This is a genomic window from Planococcus halocryophilus, from assembly GCF_001687585.2.
Taxonomy (GTDB): domain Bacteria; phylum Bacillota; class Bacilli; order Bacillales_A; family Planococcaceae; genus Planococcus; species Planococcus halocryophilus.
In genome coordinates this window covers 2,091,602-2,110,570 of the sequence record NZ_CP016537.2, presented here as the reverse complement: position 1 = coordinate 2,110,570, position 18,969 = coordinate 2,091,602, and the positions used below count along the sequence as shown (strand labels likewise).

Annotated in this window: 25 protein-coding genes; all 25 read left to right on the top strand. The window is 43.7% G+C overall.

What is annotated here, in order from left to right:
• Positions 1-2 precede the first annotated feature (2 nt).
• Positions 3-134, top strand: coding sequence for a hypothetical protein (locus tag BBI08_RS17375; RefSeq protein ID WP_008497880.1), 132 nt, complete (start codon positions 3-5; stop codon positions 132-134).
• An 11-nt stretch (positions 135-145) separates the two neighbouring features.
• Positions 146-565: a RusA family crossover junction endodeoxyribonuclease gene (locus BBI08_RS10660; protein WP_040850883.1), complete on the top strand. Its 420-nt coding sequence runs from the start codon at positions 146-148 to the stop codon at positions 563-565.
• 18 nt (positions 566-583) lie between these two features.
• Positions 584-802 (top strand): hypothetical protein, encoded by a 219-nt coding sequence (locus BBI08_RS10655; protein WP_040850882.1) that lies wholly within the window; start codon positions 584-586, stop codon positions 800-802.
• Between the two features lie 18 nt (positions 803-820).
• On the top strand, positions 821-1,012 hold the full coding sequence (locus BBI08_RS10650) for an XtrA/YqaO family protein (protein WP_008497879.1): 192 nt from the start codon (positions 821-823) through the stop codon (positions 1,010-1,012).
• On the top strand, positions 1,009-1,656 hold the full coding sequence (locus BBI08_RS10645) for a hypothetical protein (protein ID WP_008497878.1): 648 nt from the start codon (positions 1,009-1,011) through the stop codon (positions 1,654-1,656). The genes BBI08_RS10650 and BBI08_RS10645 overlap by 4 nt, the downstream gene beginning before the upstream one ends.
• 69 nt (positions 1,657-1,725) lie before the next feature.
• Positions 1,726-2,262, top strand: a complete 537-nt coding sequence (locus BBI08_RS10640; RefSeq protein ID WP_008497877.1) for a hypothetical protein — start codon at positions 1,726-1,728, stop codon at positions 2,260-2,262.
• Positions 2,263-2,326: 64 nt separating this feature from the next.
• Positions 2,327-3,109 carry a DUF5677 domain-containing protein gene (locus BBI08_RS10635; RefSeq protein WP_236610228.1) on the top strand — a complete coding sequence of 261 codons (783 nt, stop codon included), beginning with the start codon at positions 2,327-2,329 and terminating at the stop codon, positions 3,107-3,109.
• A 97-nt stretch (positions 3,110-3,206) separates the two neighbouring features.
• Positions 3,207-3,695 (top strand): sigma-70 family RNA polymerase sigma factor, encoded by a 489-nt coding sequence (locus BBI08_RS10630; RefSeq protein ID WP_008497875.1) that lies wholly within the window; start codon positions 3,207-3,209, stop codon positions 3,693-3,695.
• A gap of 62 nt (positions 3,696-3,757) precedes the next feature.
• Positions 3,758-3,973, top strand: coding sequence for a hypothetical protein (locus BBI08_RS10625; protein ID WP_008497874.1), 216 nt, complete (start codon positions 3,758-3,760; stop codon positions 3,971-3,973).
• 354 nt (positions 3,974-4,327) lie between these two features.
• Positions 4,328-4,777: a terminase small subunit gene (locus BBI08_RS10620; RefSeq protein WP_008497873.1), complete on the top strand. Its 450-nt coding sequence runs from the start codon at positions 4,328-4,330 to the stop codon at positions 4,775-4,777.
• A complete protein-coding gene (locus BBI08_RS10615) occupies positions 4,767-6,038 on the top strand; it encodes a PBSX family phage terminase large subunit (RefSeq protein ID WP_008497872.1) in 1,272 nt (423 codons plus the stop codon). Before BBI08_RS10620 ends, BBI08_RS10615 begins: the two co-directional genes overlap by 11 nt.
• A 13-nt stretch (positions 6,039-6,051) precedes the next feature.
• Positions 6,052-7,641: a hypothetical protein gene (locus tag BBI08_RS10610; RefSeq protein WP_008497871.1), complete on the top strand. Its 1,590-nt coding sequence runs from the start codon at positions 6,052-6,054 to the stop codon at positions 7,639-7,641.
• Positions 7,642-7,645: 4 nt separating this feature from the next.
• On the top strand, positions 7,646-8,740 hold the full coding sequence (locus BBI08_RS10605) for a phage minor capsid protein (protein ID WP_008497870.1): 1,095 nt from the start codon (positions 7,646-7,648) through the stop codon (positions 8,738-8,740).
• Between the two features lie 216 nt (positions 8,741-8,956).
• Complete coding sequence (locus BBI08_RS10600; protein WP_065528077.1) at positions 8,957-9,571, top strand: phage scaffolding protein; 615 nt, start codon at positions 8,957-8,959, stop codon at positions 9,569-9,571.
• Positions 9,568-9,930 carry a hypothetical protein gene (locus BBI08_RS10595; RefSeq protein ID WP_008497866.1) on the top strand — a complete coding sequence of 121 codons (363 nt, stop codon included), beginning with the start codon at positions 9,568-9,570 and terminating at the stop codon, positions 9,928-9,930. The genes BBI08_RS10600 and BBI08_RS10595 overlap by 4 nt, the downstream gene beginning before the upstream one ends.
• Before the next feature lie 27 nt (positions 9,931-9,957).
• A complete protein-coding gene (locus BBI08_RS10590) occupies positions 9,958-10,947 on the top strand; it encodes a major capsid protein (RefSeq protein ID WP_008497865.1) in 990 nt (329 codons plus the stop codon).
• Positions 10,948-10,991: 44 nt separating this feature from the next.
• Positions 10,992-11,249 carry a Rho termination factor N-terminal domain-containing protein gene (locus BBI08_RS10585; RefSeq protein WP_008497864.1) on the top strand — a complete coding sequence of 86 codons (258 nt, stop codon included), beginning with the start codon at positions 10,992-10,994 and terminating at the stop codon, positions 11,247-11,249.
• A gap of 13 nt (positions 11,250-11,262) precedes the next feature.
• A complete protein-coding gene (locus tag BBI08_RS10580; protein ID WP_008497863.1) occupies positions 11,263-11,604 on the top strand; it encodes a hypothetical protein in 342 nt (113 codons plus the stop codon).
• On the top strand, positions 11,601-11,945 hold the full coding sequence (locus tag BBI08_RS10575; protein ID WP_008497862.1) for a hypothetical protein: 345 nt from the start codon (positions 11,601-11,603) through the stop codon (positions 11,943-11,945). The genes BBI08_RS10580 and BBI08_RS10575 overlap by 4 nt, the downstream gene beginning before the upstream one ends.
• A 7-nt stretch (positions 11,946-11,952) precedes the next feature.
• Positions 11,953-12,426 (top strand): HK97 gp10 family phage protein, encoded by a 474-nt coding sequence (locus BBI08_RS10570; RefSeq protein WP_040850938.1) that lies wholly within the window; start codon positions 11,953-11,955, stop codon positions 12,424-12,426.
• Positions 12,426-12,848, top strand: a complete 423-nt coding sequence (locus tag BBI08_RS10565) for a hypothetical protein (RefSeq protein WP_008497860.1) — start codon at positions 12,426-12,428, stop codon at positions 12,846-12,848. Before BBI08_RS10570 ends, BBI08_RS10565 begins: the two co-directional genes overlap by 1 nt.
• Positions 12,845-13,417, top strand: coding sequence for a hypothetical protein (locus tag BBI08_RS10560; RefSeq protein WP_008497859.1), 573 nt, complete (start codon positions 12,845-12,847; stop codon positions 13,415-13,417). The genes BBI08_RS10565 and BBI08_RS10560 overlap by 4 nt, the downstream gene beginning before the upstream one ends.
• Before the next feature lie 69 nt (positions 13,418-13,486).
• The gene (locus BBI08_RS10555) at positions 13,487-13,957 is read left to right on the top strand and encodes a hypothetical protein (RefSeq protein WP_065528076.1); all 471 of its coding nucleotides are present in this window, start codon (positions 13,487-13,489) and stop codon (positions 13,955-13,957) included.
• 107 nt (positions 13,958-14,064) lie between these two features.
• Positions 14,065-14,304 (top strand): hypothetical protein, encoded by a 240-nt coding sequence (locus tag BBI08_RS10550; protein ID WP_205847834.1) that lies wholly within the window; start codon positions 14,065-14,067, stop codon positions 14,302-14,304.
• On the top strand, positions 14,305-18,963 hold the full coding sequence (locus BBI08_RS10545) for a peptidoglycan DD-metalloendopeptidase family protein (RefSeq protein WP_008497856.1): 4,659 nt from the start codon (positions 14,305-14,307) through the stop codon (positions 18,961-18,963). It begins immediately after the preceding gene.
• Positions 18,964-18,969: the final 6 nt, after the last annotated feature.

Sequence of the window (18,969 nt, the reverse complement as noted above, 5' to 3'; positions counted from 1 at the left end):
CAATGAAACCAGAAGATCGCGAAGGCATGATTATTACATTGGCCTTCAGAACAGGCAAAAGCGAAAGCTATTTTGAGGGGATGGAAACACGCGACCTCATTGCTGAATATGACCGGGTTATGAAATTGGATTGAGGGGTGAGTCATTGGAGACAATCAGCTTTGAAATCATGGGAGATCCAGTAGCCCAGGGGAGACCGAGAGCCGGAAAGAGTTTTTCCGGCAAGACGGTTCTCTACGATCCGGCGAAGTCTAGGGACTTCAAACAATATGTGAAGGTCGTAGCATCGCAATATAAACCAAAGGAGCTTATTACAGGGCCGATACACTTAGAACTGACCTTTTATCAGCCGACACCAAAGAAATATCATACTAAGCCCAAACAGGCGTTAATTGAAGCCGGGTTGTTGCTGCCGGTTACGAAACCCGACGTTGATAATCTAGCCAAAGGTGTGAAGGATGGCCTCACGAAGATTATTTGGCAGGATGATAGCCAGGTGGTCAGCATGATGGTCCGGAAGCTTTATAGCATGACGCCGAGGGTTGAAGTGAACGTTATTTATTAAGGCGAAGGAGGGCTCGCCATGAATTATTTTCTTTTCGAAGCAGACGATCACGATTTAAACCTAATCTTTTCAGAAGAGGAACTGGAAGTGTTTCGGGAATTGTGGAGTGAGAACATCAGTGTGCGAGGTATTGCCGAGAAGATGTCCAGAAAGACCAGCGAAGTGGCGCTCCTCGTCTTTGATCACGCTGAACGGGGATTGATTAAGCAAAGAGATAGAAGCTTGCACAGGCTATGAGGAGGGGTAATTTTGAGGATGGAACCGGTAGAAATTTCCGAGACAGGGGAGCTAAAGTTGGATATAATGGAATTACCCATAAATTGTGTGTTAATCATCTCGGAGGGTAAAGCGAAAATAGCTGCACTTCCCTCACATGCCGAAACTAGCATTGTGACTTACAAAGGGAAAGTTAAGCGTGTGAATTTTGATGAGGGGGAAGATTTTTGAAAGAAGTAACGAATGCGAAAGATTTTATAATAGGAGCGTTGATTCTTATTACTTTTTCTCTTTCGCTCGCATTGATTAATGCTGATATAAATCTTTTTCCAAATTGGCTGTTAAGGAGTTTTGTTACTGGTTTATTTACAATAATAGGGGTCGCGTTAGGAGCAAATTTTGCTGCGAAGAATGCTTTGAAAGTAATTTCCATTAATAAAAGTAATGAAGATGAGAAGCTTAAAGAATTACACATTAGAAACCAGAAAATAATTATCGAACATGGTGATGAACTGATTTCTTATTTAGATGATCACAATAGAGCTTTAGATGCTTTGTTTGATGAGAAAAAAGCAAGTGAATTACCAGGAAATCTTCACTATCTTAATGCAATTAGTTATAATATTCGAGTCTTACTTGAAGAATTATTGAGTATTGACTCTGTTGATCTGCATGATAATCATGATTATTATTTTAGAAAGCTGAGAAAGACCTGTAAAATTCTAAAATTTAATCCTTTTCTATCTTCTGCGTTAAAAAAAGACTTTAAAGCCGATTACATTGAAAATGAAAATATGCTCCACCACAATAATATAAGTATAGGATTAGAGCAGATCAAAATTATGGTTAGACAAATAAGGGCAATTTCAATCTAATATAGTCCACACCATCAAAATTGAGGACATCAATACAGTATTATGCTGTTTTGATTAGGGGGAAGAATTTTGAATTGGTTTGAAATTTTAAAAGAATTCCAAGGCATTATCGGTGCGATAACAGGCGTTATTGCCACAATGGTTGTTAGTCAAATGTTAAGAAATGCAGGAACAGTTAAAATACATTCTGAAGGACTAAGAATAACTTCTTCTTCAAGCGGTCCAGAACCCGGAGAAGAAGTATTTAATTCGAATAGCGATCGATTCACAGCATTTGAAATCAGAGGATTGGTTTTATTTGAAAATACTTCGGAAAACACTAAAGCCATTCATAATGTGAAGTTAGAAATTCATACTAACGGAAATATAAAAGAACAGGACTTGCAAGATGCAACAAAACCAGAAAAAACTAAATTTGGAGTGTATTTTAAGGAAATAACACATTTCAATATACCGCCTAAACAGCTACAATCGATTGTTGCAAAAATGAGTTCAAATCCGGCACTCATGGGTTATCAACATGGAATTAGTGAAATTTTCTTGTCATATGAGATAGCAGATAAAAAAATCTTTAAAAAGAAAAAAGTTAAAATGAAAATTCTATAGTCCCGCCATTCGACTGGTGGACACTATTACTGCATCAAGCTGTTGAGGGGGAAGATTTTTGAAGATGTTCAATGTGGTTTTAAGAGAATCAAACAAAATTTCCGATAAAGTTTTCGATGAGTTTCAGGGTAGAGCAGACAATAATGAATTTGAGCTACATGATGGTGTCATAATCGGTTTATTTGAAGATTTGATAGCAAAAATTAATTCTTTAAAGGTATTAATTGATGCCAAGTGCTATGATTCTCATGATATTATTTCCCGTTCTATATTTGAAGCCCATGTTTACTTAAAATATATATTGAGTCAGGACACTAAAGAAAGAGGGAGTGCATATGCTAAGTCCGCTAAATTAAGCGAATTTAAGTTATATGATAAATTAATTGAAGAATCCAAAGTTGGCAAGGACCTTAGAGAATCATTGGGTATGTCAATTGATGATTTAAAAAATGGTGATTTGTCTGTTTCAGATGAAGCTCATCGCTCCGAAGTTACCAATGACTACTTGAATCTTTTAAACACTTCTAGTGCTAAAACATTATGGTATAACGCAGATGGAAAAACAGGCAGTTTCGAGCAACTATGCATTAAGCAAGGCCTTAGAAATGAATATGAAATACTATATAGAATCTTCTCTAGAGACGTTCATTCAAATAATGCATTATCGCGTTTAAAAATTTCTAATAATATGGTGCAGGTCGGAAATTTTAATATCGATCCTAAATTGAACACTAATATGTCTGCAATATTTCTCGTGGAAAGCTCAAGGTCAGTAATGGAATATTACAAATTAAAACAACCTTTAAGGTCTTTTAATACAATGCTTAAAATCAATCATCTAATCTAAATAGTCCGCACCAGCAAACTGGAGGACACCGTTACAGCTTAATCGCTGTTTTGGTGTCCTCTTTTTTTATTTCAAAAAAACAAGAGGAGGTCCATCCATGACCGTTTGGGCAGATGAGCTATTACACGAGTACGGTATTCACAAGAAAGACCTGGAGCGTCGTCGTGACCGGATTGATCGCACCGACTTCCATCAGAAACAGGATCTTACACAGATCAACAGCATGATTGAAAGCATGACCTTCTCAATGGATTGGATGGAGATTGGGAGACAGCCCGGGACGTATAAGGGTGCAGACAAGCGGAACATTTATCAGCGGCAATCCTTTGCAAGTATGGACTTTATTCCTGACATTACCGTGCAGTTAGAGGAAGGTCCAAAGCAACTGTATATGACAGCTGAAGAGAAGATTATTCTTGCAGATATTTTTGCTGCTTTATCGTTCCGTGAAAGACAATGTTTCATTTTGCATGAAGCTAGTGGTTTAAGCATGGGCAAAATTGCAGATGAAGTGGGTTTAAAAAGAAGGACAGTACAACAATACATCGAAAGAGCGCGCGAGAAAATAAAAATCAAAGTAGGATGAAACTCTTGGGTCAAAGGAACGTATAAAATGTATCCTAAATAATGAAGGGGGCGCAATCATACGTGAATATTGATTTATATGAAACACTGTTTCCGAATATCATTGAAGTTTTTTCAGCTTTAGCCACAGAACTTTTACCGATTCTTATATGGATTTTAGTACCAGCTATTATTTTAAATCGACTTTTCGGTAATAAAGAAGCATGGAATTTAGGAGCTTTGCTTGGTCTAATGGCTTATTTTACTCTTGGGCGAGATATAGCATTCAATTTCTTGTGACGTACAAAAGACGTACAGAATTGTCATGTGTGAAGGGGAGAATAAAAGAGGGGATGCGTTCGAGGACGTAAATCCCTCACTAACGCCCCGCTTATTACGAGTAATAAAAAAACTCCCCCCTTTACAGGAGGAAGCTCGTTGCTATGGCGCACAGTAGTCTAACGACTGCCGGCGACAACTCTAGAGTTATCGACACCTTCACAACTATCACCCTCTCTAACCGATGAGGACACCGGCTCCAAGGCTGGAAATCCAACCTCGGAATTAAAGATCAAGTGAGTACTATAAGTATAGCAGATACCAAATAGTTCGAAAACGACAAACCTACAGCAAATAGCGCGTAAGGAGGGATACATGGTGAAGTTTACCGAAAAACAGCAACGATTCATTGATGAGTATCTAGTGGACTTGAATGCTACTCAGTCAGCGATTCGAGCAGGCTACAGTGAGCGAACAGCAAGTGCTCAAGCAAGTCGATTGTTAACGAATGTTAATATCCGCGCACGTATTGAGGAACTCAAGAAAACACGTGCAGATCGATTAAATTTAGATGCTTATTGGGTACTAAAAAGGTTAATGGATATCTCAGATAGATCAATGCAAGCTGAACCAGTCATGCAATGGGATTACGAAGAGCAGCAGTTAGTTCCATCAGGAGAATATCAATTCGACAGCAGCGGAGCCAATAGATCCACTGAATTAATCGGCAAGCATCTTGGCATGTTCAAAGAAACCATTAAACACGAGGGTGAATTGAACGTGACGTTTGTTGATGACATTGGACGTGAAGAAGATGCAACGTAAACTATCGGAATTCATTCCGCAACATTTTCATCCGGTTTGGAGAGCGTCATTAGCAAAAGAGATACTAAACATCGTCTGTAAAGGTGGACGTGGTTCTGGAAAGTCTTCGGACATTGCACATGCAATTATTCAACTCCTTATGAGAATGGCTGTAAATGCTGTGGGCATCCGGAAGGTAGACAATACATTGGAGCTTTCCGTGTTTGAACAAATGAAGTGGGCCATTGAAGAACAAGGAGTTTCGTATCTTTTTAAAATCAATAAGTCTCCGATGCGGATCACTTACATACCTAGAGGCAATTACATGGTATTCAGAGGCGCCCAGGAACCAGAACGGATTAAAGGATTAAAGTCAGCGAACTTTCCTTTTGCGCTTGTTTGGATTGAAGAGTTGGCTGAGTTTAAAACAGAAGAAGAAGTGACGACCATCACCAACTCCTTATTACGGGGAGAATTGGCAGATGGTCTTTTTTATAAGTTCTTCTTCAGTTACAACCCGCCAAAACGCAAACAATCTTGGGTCAATAAGAAATACGAATCGCAGTTTCAGCCCGCAAATACATTCGTACATCATTCAACTTACCTGGACAACCCGTTCATTTCCAAACAGTTTATCGACGAAGCCCAGAACACTAAGAATAAGAATCAAAGGCGTTATGAATGGGAGTATGAAGGCAAAGCTGTAGGTTCTGGGGTAGTGCCGTTTGATAATCTTCAATTCCGTAAAATCACTGATGATGAAATAAAGCAGTTCGACAATATCCGGCAAGGGATTGACTGGGGATATGCAACAGATCCGTTTGCTTTTGTGCGTCTGCATTATGACAAGAAAAGACGAACGCTTTACCTCCTTGATGAACTGTACAAAGTAAAAATGTCAAATCGGGAAGCAGCTGAATGGATTAAAGCAAAACGATATACAGATGTCGAAATCGTTGCCGATAGTTCAGAGCCAAAATCGATTAGTGAAATGAAAAACGATAATGGAATACGGCGCATCCGGGGAGCTAAGAAGGGTCCTGGCAGTGTGGAGTATGGGGAAAAATGGCTGGACGACTTAGATGCCATCGTCATTGATCCGTCACGTACACCGAATGCAGCAAGAGAGTTTGAAAGCATCGACTACCAAACGGATCGCGACGGAAATCCAAAGCCGAAGCTTGAAGACAAAGACAATCACATTATTGACTGTATCCGTTATGCGCAAGAATCGGATATGGAAAACAAAAGAGCGGGTATCAGCGGATCCACCGCATGGTGAAAGGAGTGAACAGATGACAATCAAGTGGAAACAATTCGATAAAAGCATTATTGAAAAAACGCACGGCAAACTTTACTATTACCGCGATTTGTACGAAGGCAATCATTCGACGCTCTTTTCCCGTGCAAAGGATCTCATTGCTAAAGGAGAAATCGTTGATAACATTACTGAAGGTTCTGCACAGGCACAAAATGTTCAGACGCCTTATATCATTGCAAACATCTCTAAGTTGATTCCGGAGATTCCAGCAATGCTTGTCAGCCGCTCCATTGGGAAGCTCGGCACATCACTTACCCAAGACGATGCTCAAGTGGCTGCTGTGAACAAAAAGACGGATAGCTTAATTGATGGCACCGATGATGAAACCGTAAACGGTACGATTCTTGATGTGCAGCAGGAATTGATCAAGCAAATCGGATTGAATTCGAATCTGCAATTTGAGCATCGCAGCAATATTCTGCAGCATCAACTGGATGGCGGCCTTGTCGGTGTTCCCTGGATGGATGAGCGGGGATTGCGCCTTGAGTTCAAGTCGCGCGATGTCTATTATCCTCATGTTGATGGATTAGGCGCTGACTTAGCGTACACGCGTGAGTTTGAGGAAGGCGAAGAATACCTTCAGGTCTACCGAGAACGCATCGAAAACGGCAACCTGCGTACGACTAATTTGTTGTATGCACTGAATGGTTCGAGCCAGGCAAGACCACTTGAAGAAGAGGAAACAAAAGAGCTGCTTGGCATTGACGAACTTGAAACAGTTTACGTCGGTCGCGGTCGTCCATTCATTTCCTATTGGGCCAATGAAAAGACGTTCATGAATCCACTCGGTGTTTCCTGCCTGAAAAATCAGGGGCCCAAACAGGATGAAATTAACTGGACGCTTACTCGCAGTGCCATTACATTTGAGCGGAATGGCAAGCCGCGTATCGCTGTCAGCAAGGATATCTTCCAAGCATTAAGTGACAGAGCTTTCGAACGTTATGGGGACGAAGGAAAAATTGATCACCGCGATTTAGAAATTACTACTTTCGATGATGCTGGTAAAGCCATGGAAATCATTCAGGTGGATATTACGAAAATTGGCGATATTCAATGGGTCAAGGACTTGATGAAACTCATGTTCATCGAGACAAAGACTTCTGAGAAAGCAGTCGATTTCTACATGGATGGCGGCAGTGCTGCTCAATCCGGTGTCGCTAAGTTCTATGATCTATTCCTTTCTTTGGTTAAGGCAGAGCAAATCCAGACAGAGTATGTCGCTTTCTTGAAGCAACTGGTTGAAAGTGCATTGTGGTTAGCGAACCAAGAAGATCCCGCTGTTGTGATTGAAGAGCCAGAGATTCAGCTGCTCGGTATGATTCCGATATCGCACAAAGAACTGGTCGAAGAAAACGTGCTGGCATTCGAAAAGAATGCGCAATCGCTTGAAACGACAGTAAGAAGGAACAACCCACAAGCTTCTGAAGAATGGATTGAGGAAGAATTGGCGCGTATTGAGTCAGCTGGTCAATCAGATGATACGACCACGTTGACCGCTGGGCGCAGTAAGTTGCTCAATTATATGGATAACCGTGATGCTAATGGTCAGCCCGTAGAGGAGTGATTCCATGAATGAAGAACAGCTTCTAAAATACTTTGAAGAAATCATCTTGGAACTCTCGATAGCCATTGCAGAAAAGGATTTAACAGAAGAAGAGCAGCAAGCTGAATTGGCTGAAGAAATTCAACTGTTATTTGAAAGCTATGGAGCGGCCATCCTAGAAGCGATTCCTCAACTAATTATCGAGAAGTATTTCGGTGGTGTAGACCAGGCGACAGGGCTTCTGGTGAATGCCGGCGTGGCTGTCCAGGCAACTGCCGCTCTGACTGTTGGCGGACTGGTCGCTAAGGAATATCAGAAGAAAATCCATTTGGATGCTGTTGCGGAGATACTGGATGAAACTTTGTCTGACTTGCAAGCTGCTTTTCGAACCGCTGAATTGAATGCCATCAGCAACATTAACGAAACGGTCGCGAACGTCAAAGGGGATATTGCCAAAGGATTGATTCTGGGTGATCCACGCAAGGTTATGCAGGCGAAGGTAGTGAAGTCCTTCTCAGAAGGCGGCCTTACATCTTTTGTTACGAAAGACAATAAGGAATTACCGCTCGATTTCTATGCGATGACTGTTACCCGGACAAAGATGCGTGATGCCGCTGTCAAAGGTTCTGCTGACCGTTATACAGAATCGGGACAGGACTTGGTGAAGATAGTGGGCAATAGCGATTTGTGCGGCGTGTGTGCGAAATACCGCAATCTTGTTGTCAGTTTATCCGGCAATACGCCGGGCTACCCAAAGGTCGGAGACAACGGAGTAAAGCTTCCTCCATTTCATCCGAATGATCGCTGTGGTATTCAACCTTTTGTAGCGCGCTTTAAAACTACTGATGAAATAGCAGAAGTCAAAGAGCGCAATGCTCAATACGATCCCGAAAAGGATAATCGTACAGCTGCTCAAAAACGAGCGTATGAGAAAGAGCAGACAGCTCGGCGCCAGGCTAATGCAGAAAAGAAACAGTTCATGCGCTGGCAATCGGCTTTAGGAGCGGATGCGCCGAAGACACTCGGAGCCTTCCGAAGAATGAAACGGTCGAACAGTCCGAAGTTCCAAGAGCTGCAGTCGAATTACCGTAGTTTAATGCAGACGAAAACAGTGGAGTAGCCAATTGGCTGCTTCTTTTTCATGTCTTTGAAAGGGGTGATGATCTTGATTTCAGCAAGTCAAATTCGAGAATGAAAGGTGGTCCCCCTGTCTCCTTTGGTCGTTGGGTAACGACTGGCCCTGGAGGACGGCATTAAAAGCCTCATGCTGACCGCGTGCGTTATCGCGGAATCCTACCGCAGAGAAACTGCGTAATCAAACGTTAGGAGAATGAAAATGAAAAGAGAATTTCTGAAAGCAATGGGTCTGACTGACGAGCAGATAGATAAAATCATGAGCGAGCATGGCACGACCGTGAATACGATCAAAGGCGAACGCGATAATTTGGCAACGGAACGTGACAGTCTGAAAGACGAAATCAAAAACCGCGATGGTCAGATTACAGCGCTTGAAAAAACGGCAGGCAGTGCAGAAGACGTGCAGAAGGAACTGCAGCGTGTGAAAGATGAAAACGCTAAGTGGGAATCGAAGTACGCCGGAACATTGCTCGATGCGAAGATCCAGTTGGCGGTTGCCAAAGATGCGAATGACGCGAATGATATTCTGTTTTTCATCAAGAAGGACGGCCTAAAGCTTGCTGAGGACGGATCAGTTGAAGGGCTAGGTGACCAATTGAAGTCTTTAAAAGAAACCAAGCCTTATTTATTCAACGCTTCCGCTCAACAGCAAGAAACACCATCACCTGGCGGAGATCAAACCCCGCCACCGCCAGCAGGATTCACGCCAGGCGCCCAGCAACGCGGCAACAACCCGAAAGACCCGGACCCTGCGGCACTGGCTCTTGCAGACATTGAACGCAGACACGGAAAACAGAAGGAGGAATCGCAATGAATTTAGAACAGCGCACTGAACAAGTGGCCGGAGACGGACGCGAATTTTTGAAGACCACTGTTGGTCTTGAATACAAAGCAGCAGGCATCACATTGAAAGGCTCGGCATTCACGGGAGACGTCGTAAAAGGCGGGACAGCTGTTTACCGAGATACAGACGGACTTTTCATTCCAGTAGCAGCAGAAGCGACAGCGCCATTTGCAGGTGCATGCCTTACAGCTCATGCCGTTAAACGTTCGGCGACAGGCAATCCAATTGTAGGCGTTATTGTAGCCGCATCTGCTGACCGTACGCGTTGCACAGGTGTTACTGACGCTTTTGCAGAATACGTTCGCAACCGCATCAACTTTGACCTATAAAACACGAATTGAGGGAGGAAAATAAAAATGGTAGTACAAGCACCTGAGTTTCAACCTGCACGCTTGCAGGCATACGTAGAAAATTTACCACCAGCACGCAAATATTTACTTGAGGCGTTAATGCCGGATCAACCCGTGAATGACCTGAATTTCTCATGGAAGGTTATCAATGGCGCTTATGCACCAGCCGCATCCATTACTGGATTTAACGCTGCCGCTCCATTGCGCGATAAAAAAGCGCAAGAAAAAGCATTCGGATCAGTAGCAAAACTGCAGCATTCTTACTTCTTCGATGAAGTAGAATTGTTCGCATACCAAAAGCCACGTACCCCGGAAGAACAAGCTCAGATCGTGGACGACGGTTTGAATTACACGGATGAACTGGTAAACGGCGTTCGAGATACAAAAGAATTCCTTCGCGCTCAAGCGATTTATAAGGGCCGCATCGAATACCACAATGAAAAAGATGACATTCATTTGGATATCGAACTGCCGGTGCCTGCAGGAAATCGCACGACAGCAACTACAGGCTGGGATGATGCAGCTGCTGAGCCGCTAACTGATTTGAAAGCGATGGTGAAGCAATACCAGGCAACGAATCAGCGTCGCCGTCCAACCGGTATGCACATTACTACTGAAACTGAAGCATTGCTTTTGGCCAATCCTCAAGTACGCATCCAAGTGTACGGAACAAATTCGGTAGGTGGACAGATCGTAACTTCAGCGCAATTGCAAAATGTTCTAGCAGCTAACAATATTCCAAATTACGAGATTCAGGATGACGTTATGGAAGTAAATGGTGAGGCTGTTCAGCTTCTAGAAGATGGAATGGTCGTAATGTTTGGAGCGGGCCTTGGCTTTACTGCAATTGGACCAGCTGCCGAGCGCGGATTCACTCCTGGCATCTTTGCATATACACAAGAAAAAATGAACCCGCCAAGCGAAGAAATCATCGTCGGACAATTGGCATTCCCTGCTTTCCAGCGTCCGTCATCAGTTGTAACACTAAGCGTCTAATCTAGGCGCTTTTTTCTATTCTCAAAAAACAAGGAGGAAACATAATGCCGATGTTTACAGCTAATTCATACCTATCTCACAAAGGGTCTCTAGTAGAACCCGGAGCGGATGTCGAGCTAACAGAAGAGCAAGCCAAACACCTGGGCGATAAAGTGACGCCGCATGCAGCTGCTCCAGAGAAACCGTTAGAAGAAAAGACGGTCGCTGAATTGAAAGCCGAAGCGAAGCAACTCGAAATCGAAGGCTACAACGATCTGAAAAAAGACGAGCTCGTTAAGGCAATCTCTGAATCACAAAAGTAAGGAAGTGGTCTGAATGAACTTCCAATCCGTAAATGCCTACTTGAATAAGATGCGTAAAACAGCTGGATATTTCGACTTAGATGTGACCGACCAGGAAAAAGAAGTGTTTGAAGCTACTGAATTGTTGAAAGATAATTTCGAGGCGTCAAAGCTGACTGATCGGGCGGTGGCGTTGCAAGTCGTTTATACACTGGAAGGCGAAGATGAAGAATACGCCAAGTTGAAAAGGCATGGCGTTACGTCTTATTCCGTGAAAGGCGTCTCCGTTTCGTTTGAAGGCACGGGAATTTCTCCAGATGTCATTAGTCTATTGCTGCCGAAAGAATCCAAAGCGAGAGTAGGAAGGCTAGTATGATGCCGTCAATGAAGCAGCGAGTCATTGCCCTGCTCCCTGTCTTTGATTCGAATGGGAAAGTTGTTCGTGATGAGTTTGGCCGTCCATTAAACCCTCGTAAAGTTGAATCAAAAGCCCGTGTGCAGTTTAAATCGCAATTGGTCCAGGATGCACAAGGTCAAGAACATCGGGTGGCACTTGAAATCGATATTCCACCAGATTTTAATCCGGATGCAGGTATCGAAATTGAGTACCAGATGATTGATGGTCGGACTGCAAAAGGAGTTATTCGGGCGAAGGATGAAGCGGTCAATCTAACAGGGTCCAAGGTTTATTATCGGACGGTGTTTGTTGATGGTTAGTCGGGGTTTGAATTTCAGCTTTAACTTAGATGGCTTGGCAGCCTTTGAAAAAAGCCTGAAAGACATGGAGAAAGATTTTAAGCGTAATGCTCAGGCAGGAATGGTTGAATACTCCACATTGGCAGAAGAAGGCTCGAAATCTTTGGCGCCACGAGATAGCGGCGACCTGGAAACTTCCATTCAATCGCAACCGGTTGCTTGGAAAGGTGATGTGATTGAGGGCAGTGTAGGTTCTAATCTCAGTTACGCTTTGCGCCGCCACGAAGCTCCTGAAAGACTGGAAGAACGTGATAAATACGACAACGGGATAAGAGAAGCGGACTACTATAAGGACGGCAAAGGGCGAAGAACGAGGCAAAAGGCAACGTGGCGCGGTCAGATGCCCGGACGTAAATACATTGAACGAGCTGTCGTAGCCACCGAAGAAGAGTTCGAACAGATCATGGCCGAAGCACTCGAAAAAACATTAGGAGGGAATTAATGATACAGACATTCTTAAAAGATAAGCTGAAAGAATTGCTTCCCGACCTTGTGTGGACCGCGAGCTTTCGGACAACTGATGTTAATGCCGGCACTGTTTATTACGAGGGCGGCGGACAACCCGCTCAATATGACGTGCCTACGCGTTATCCACGGTATATGGTCTATGTCTCATCTTCAGACTGGAAGTTTGCTGAGTATGCTGCAGAAGAGGTATATCAATCGCTTCATAAGTTCGAGAACGAAATTGTAGAAGTTCAATTTTATAAAGATGGAAACGTGGTGGCTGTGAAAAGCTACCGCGTTTTTTTGATCACCGCAGCAGGTGAGCCAAATGATCTCGGCGTCAGCAATGACGTGCGGGATTTCAGCATCAATTTTGATGTGACATTAACAGAAATCAAAGGAGGCAACATTATATGAATCCAGAAGTGCGAAAGATTCCGTTCGGCCAATCCAACTTTATTATTGGTGAGGGCGAAAACATCATGAAATTTGATGGTAAAGAGCAACTGCAGGCAGAGGGTGGAGAAGTTACACTCACGCCAGTATTCGAGGATGTTAATATCGCCGATTACGGTCCTGCTGTATATGACAAGCGTTTTGTTGGTATGGAAACGTCAGTCACAATTGTTGCCGCTGAAGAAACCATTAACATCATGGAATTAGCTATGGGTGCAACTACCGCTATTACTGCTACTGATGGCGGCGCAACGGTCGGTCTAATGGATGCAGCTATTGGTACAAGCATGCGAGCGAAAGGTAAGCGCGTATTCATTCACCCTCGTCAGTACGCAGATACTTACACTGACTTGGATATCACAATCTACAAGATGATTGCAGATGGCGAATACACTCGTTCTGCTGCCAATGAGCAAGGAAATGTCACGGTTACATTGACTGGCCTTCCGCGTGATGGCATGGATCCATCTAAGCCAGGTAACTTCTACTACATCGGCGGCACTGACCCGAATGCAGAAGTTGTAGCTTAACAATTAATGGATTTGAGAGAACTACGGTTCTCTCTTTTTTTGTACTCAAAAATTAGGAGGAAAAGAAAAATGACAAAAGTAACTTTGAAGATGAAAAAAGGGGAAACCGTAGAAAAATCACAACACGAAATCGAGTCACTGACCATCGAACAATTCCAAGAATCAATGGGTGTGATCAAAGAAGTATTTGAAATCGTGCAATCAAACGATGCTTTGAAAGACATGTTCAATCAGTTTTATAAAGAAGAGGAATTGGATGATAAAGAATTGTCAATTGAGCTCATTTTTCAATATGCAATTGGCGCATATGATTTATTGCTAATCAATTTGCCGGACCAAGCGATCCGCCTTGTTTCCGCTATGTCAGGCATTAGTTTGGATGTGCTGAAGAAACAGAAGCTAGAAGATTTCTATGATTTCTACGATGCAGTCCTTGAAGAAAACGATATTGAAAAGTTGTTTAAGCGGGGGAAGTTGTCTTTAGCTACAACCAAGATCAAGCTCAGCTTCGCGAAGAAACTCAAGAAAGCGACAGCCTAATCAGTCCAACCATTGCAGAAGCATTTGTTTTCAAACTCGGAAAGGTACTGGGCGGTCGCAAGGAAGTCGTGACCGCTCCTGCTGTGGAGTTGCTTCAGTTTATGGACATGGAGTTGAAGAAAGAAAACCAACAGGCAGAGCGGGAACGCGCACGGGTCTGGCTGAATTATTTGGTCAACGTCTTCACTCAACCCTCTATGGGGAAAGAAGATCCGAAATTCGCAATGGCCAAGAAAGAATTTATTGAATCGATCAAGCCTGAGCAGAAAAAAGGGCAGGCTAAAGTTTACGAATATGACTTTGAATTAATGAAACGACTGAAAGCGTCACAGGAAGGAGGAGGATGAATGGCAACAGTCAGAGAATTAAAGGCGATGTTCTCCGCAGAAACTAAAGGCATTAGAGCGGCCTTTAAACAGATTCAGCAGGAAGCAGCCAAATTAAGCGGCACCACAAAAAAGACAACCGATGATGTAAACAAGCACTACAACAGCCTAACTCAATCAACGGACAAGCTAAAACGTGCGTTAGAAGAGACAAATAACGTCGAAGCTTTCTCCGAGCTAACAGAAGCCTCTGAACGAGCGCAAGAAGAACTTCGAGAGACAGGCAAAGTTAGTGAGCAAACCATGAATGATATGGAATCTGCTGTAGAGGATGCCGCTCGACGATTCAATTCATTGGGCCCGGATGCTCGCTCCAGCTTCGATGTGGTCGGCCGAGCCATTGAGGATATTAACGGAGACCTCATTTCTTTACGTGATACTGCCGGCAATAGTTTGGATACGTTAGTCGATGCCCAAGCAGACGCTGCGCAAGGATTTGAAAACTTGGGGCAATCAGCAGGACGTATGAGAGATTCTATACAAGCTGCCGGCCAGACAGATACCTTTTCTGAATTAACGGAAGCCGCAGACAGAGCGCAGCGTGAAATTGAAGAAACGGGATCTGTTACTACGGATACGATGCAAGTATTGAGAAATGCTGTCGATGGGTCGAGCTCGCACTTCAATTCCCTTAGCACAGAAGCGCGTTCAAGTTTATCTGAAGTTGAAAATGCGATTAACTGGGTCAATGATGATTTGGCACGCTTGGAGCTGTCTTCACAAAATAGCTTAAATGGATTGAGCGGAGCTTCTCAGAATGCTCAACAGGATTTAAATAATGTTGGCGATGAGGTTAACGAATTAGACAATGAATTACAAAATCTCGGTGACGATAACGGCTTGCAAGACGTGTCAGAAGATGCGGAAGAATTAGGCGATGCTCTTGGTAGCTTAGGTGGTGCTGGAGGGGTAATTGCCGGAGTTGGTGGAGCCTTTGTAGCTGCTGCAGGAGGGATACTTGGATTTGTTGCTGCAGGAGCCGGAGTATTTGCTTTTGTAAACTCCAGTGATGAATTAAAAAGAGCTGTTAACGGGCTTGAAGCTTCCACCGGGGCCACCAATGAAGAAATGGATGTCATGCGTCAATCACTAATAGATATACATGGCAATAATTACGGCGAAGGTTTTGAAGATGTAGCCACTTCATTAGGAGAAGTCAGAAAGGCGTTAGGATTAACTGGAGATGAGTTAGAACAGGCAACAACCATGGCACTTTTATTGCGTGATTCTCTAGGGTGGGAAGTACCCGAAACCATGGTGGCCGTAAGAAGCATGATGGTTAATTTCGGATATGATGCAGAAACGGCCATGAACCTGTTAGTTCAAGGCGAACAGGACGGAATAAACGTTGCTGGTGATTTATTGGATGTCTTCAATGAATTTTCAGGAGCATTTAATGATCTTGGCTTCAATGGCGAAGATGCAATGAATATGATTCGTAGTGCCATGGACAATGGAGCAAAGGACGCAAGTATTGCAGCTGATTCAGTAAATGAATTTGCTACATTGATTCGTGATGGATCTGAAGCAACAAAAGAAGCATTAACTGATGCAGGGTTAGATGCTAATGCGGTTCTAAAGGAATTTGATAAAGGTGGTCCAGCAGCGGCTGCGGCTTTCCAAAAAGTTACTGAAGCTGTAGGCGGTATTGGTAGCCAAGCCAAGCAAGAGCAAGTGGCGGTATCGTTATTCGGTTCAATGGCTGAAGATGCCGGCGTACAAGCTGTCTTGGCATTAGGTGATGCTACTGGCAAAGTAGATATAGCTAGAGATGCTTTAGCTGCAATGGATGCAGTCAAGTACGACACTATAGGAGAGGCAATTGCGGGAGTTGGCAATAGACTTACGTCTAGTATTTTAATCCCTTTGCAAGACAAAATAATGCCAGGCGTAAGTAATTTTGCAAATAATTTCGTATCTACAATTGGTGGAGCAATAAAATCTATTGGTTCATTAATAAGCGGAGGCGAGTCAGCAAAAGATATTTTAAAAAGTTATGGTCTTGATCCGAAAGAATTCCAAGGTGTCCTTGATGCCATGAACCTGATTCCTCACGCTTTATCTCGTATACGAAGTGGATTCACAACTGTTGGAGACGTAGCGAAAGCGGTATTCGCTTTATTCCGCAACCAAGATGGTACAGCGATTGAATTGCTGGCAGGACTCGGTCTAGATCCACCACAGATACAGGCAGTCATGAATGCGGTGGACACGGTGAAGAACGCTTTCACTGGATTCCTTTCGTTCGTTGGGAACAATGTTGACCGAATGAAGTTGCTATGGAACTCGGGTGGCTCTGAAATATTTGCAACAATTAAGCACGTCTTTGTAGATTCGTGGCCGGTTGTAAAAGAAGCACTATCGGCTGTGGTTTTATTTATAGGTTCGCAGATTGCTAAAATTCTTCAATTCTGGAATGAAAATGGCACAACCATTATGGCAGCTGTTTCAAATGTTTTCAATGGCATCATGGCAGTAATCAATTTTGTCATGCCGCTTGTACTAGCGATTATCAAAACGGTATGGGGTAATATCAAATGCGTTATATCGGGCGCACTCGATGTCATTATGGGAGCGGTCAAAGTTTTCTCCGGACTTTTCACTGGTGACTTCGCGAAAATGTGGGAAGGACTCAAGCAAATGTTCCTCGGAGCGGTCACGTTCTTATGGAATTTTGTGCAGCTAACCTTCTTCGGGAAAATCCTTGGAGGGCTTAAAGTTTTCATTTTGAGCTTCCGTACGTTCTTCGACGATTTATGGAAAGGCATAATTTCGCTATTTAGAGGGCAAACAACTTCGGCTATGACCACAATCCAAGTGGCATGGCAAACAATTTTGCGCGAAACGAAGTCAATCTTCGGAAAAGTGTATTCGTTCTTTAAGGATATTTTTCTGTTTATAAAAAATGTCATAAGTGCAGCGGTTTCTGGTTATCTCAGAATTTTAACCACTTCTTGGTCGACCATTTTTAACGTAACTCGAACAACCTTTACCAAAGTGTATGATTTTTTTAGGTCCATCTTTTCCAAAATGCGTGATTTCGTGTCAGGTTCAGCTTCCGGAATTTATAACAAACTCCGCGATACTTGGTCAGCTTTACGCACGAATACGTCGAATGCCTTCCGCGATATTTTCAACGGCATCAAGTCTCGGTTTACGAACATTGTAGATCTGGCGAAATCTTTGCCACGGCGTATCGGTGACGGCATCGGATCAATGGCTTCGAAAGTAACTTCAGGGGTCACAAAAGTCATTAACAAACTGGCTTCAACACTTGGAAAAGGCGTAAATGGTGTCATCGGCGGGATCAACTGGGTGCTCGACAAAATCGGCGTAGATACAGACATTCCGAAATGGACAGTTCCGCAATATGCACAAGGGACTAAAGGCAATGGAGCTCATCCAGGCGGTCCTATGATTGTCGGAGACGGGACAGGCAGCAACAGAGGGCCAGAAATGATTGAGACTCCCGACGGCAAACAAGCACTGTCTCCATCTAAACCAACATTGACAACAGCACCAAAAGGAACAAAGGTCTGGTCAGCAACGGAAACGAAAAAGATATTGAAGATGGTTCCACATTACGCTTGGGGCGACGATATCAAGTCTGGACTCCGCACCGCTGGGAACTGGGCAAAAGATACGTACAACGCCGGAAAAGATAAAGTTATGGCTGTTGGCTCTAAAATCAAAGATGTAGCAGTCAATGCTTTTGACTACATCAAGTCCCCTGGCAAGTTCTTGGACTTGGCACTCGAAACGCTAGGCATCGAGAAACCAAAAGGCGGCGACTTTATCGGCAACATGGCTGTCGGTGGTTGGAACAAAGTAAAAGAAGAAGCGATTGATTTCGTGAAGTCGAAACTCACGACATTCGGCGCTTCTCAGAGTGGCATTGCTTTGACAGGTGGCAGCGGCGGTGGTTTTGGTGCACCATTCCGATTTACCTCGGGACCTGGACCACGTAACACAGGTATTCCAGGCGCATCCAGAATGCACGAAGGATGGGACTGGGCAGCACCAATCGGAACGCCAATTCCTTCTGTCACAGACGGCGTAGGGCATCGCGTAGGCTATCATCATCTCAGCGGTAACTTCGTTGAGGTACGCGACGCTTCTGGGAAAGTTCACCGCTATCAGCACAACAGCAAGAACATTATGCGCGTTGGGCAGCAGGTTAAAAAAGGGCAGACAGTCGCGCTTGTCGGGAACACCGGCGTAGGCTCTGGCGCTCACCTTCATTATCAAGTCAACGGCTATGAAGATGGCGGCATTGTCGATGGACGTATGGGCGCACAACTGGCTTGGCTTACAGAAGGCGGTTGGTCTGAATCAGTTATCAGCCACGATCCATCGAAGAAGACGAGCCAGAAAGCGATTTGGGAAAAGACAGGTCGAGAGCTTGGATTTGATTCCGGAAGCGGCATTATTGAATGGCTAATGAAGATTGCAGATACTAATCAAGATATCGCAAATGTGACTGCGGAAATGCTGTATAAAGGGATACCACATGGACATGATATTGTGGTGAACTCAAGAACTTTCGCCAATGCAGTCACTGATGACATCACAAAGAGACAAGAGTTGAAAAAAGCAGTGAAAAATGAGTTTAAACGTTAGGAGGTG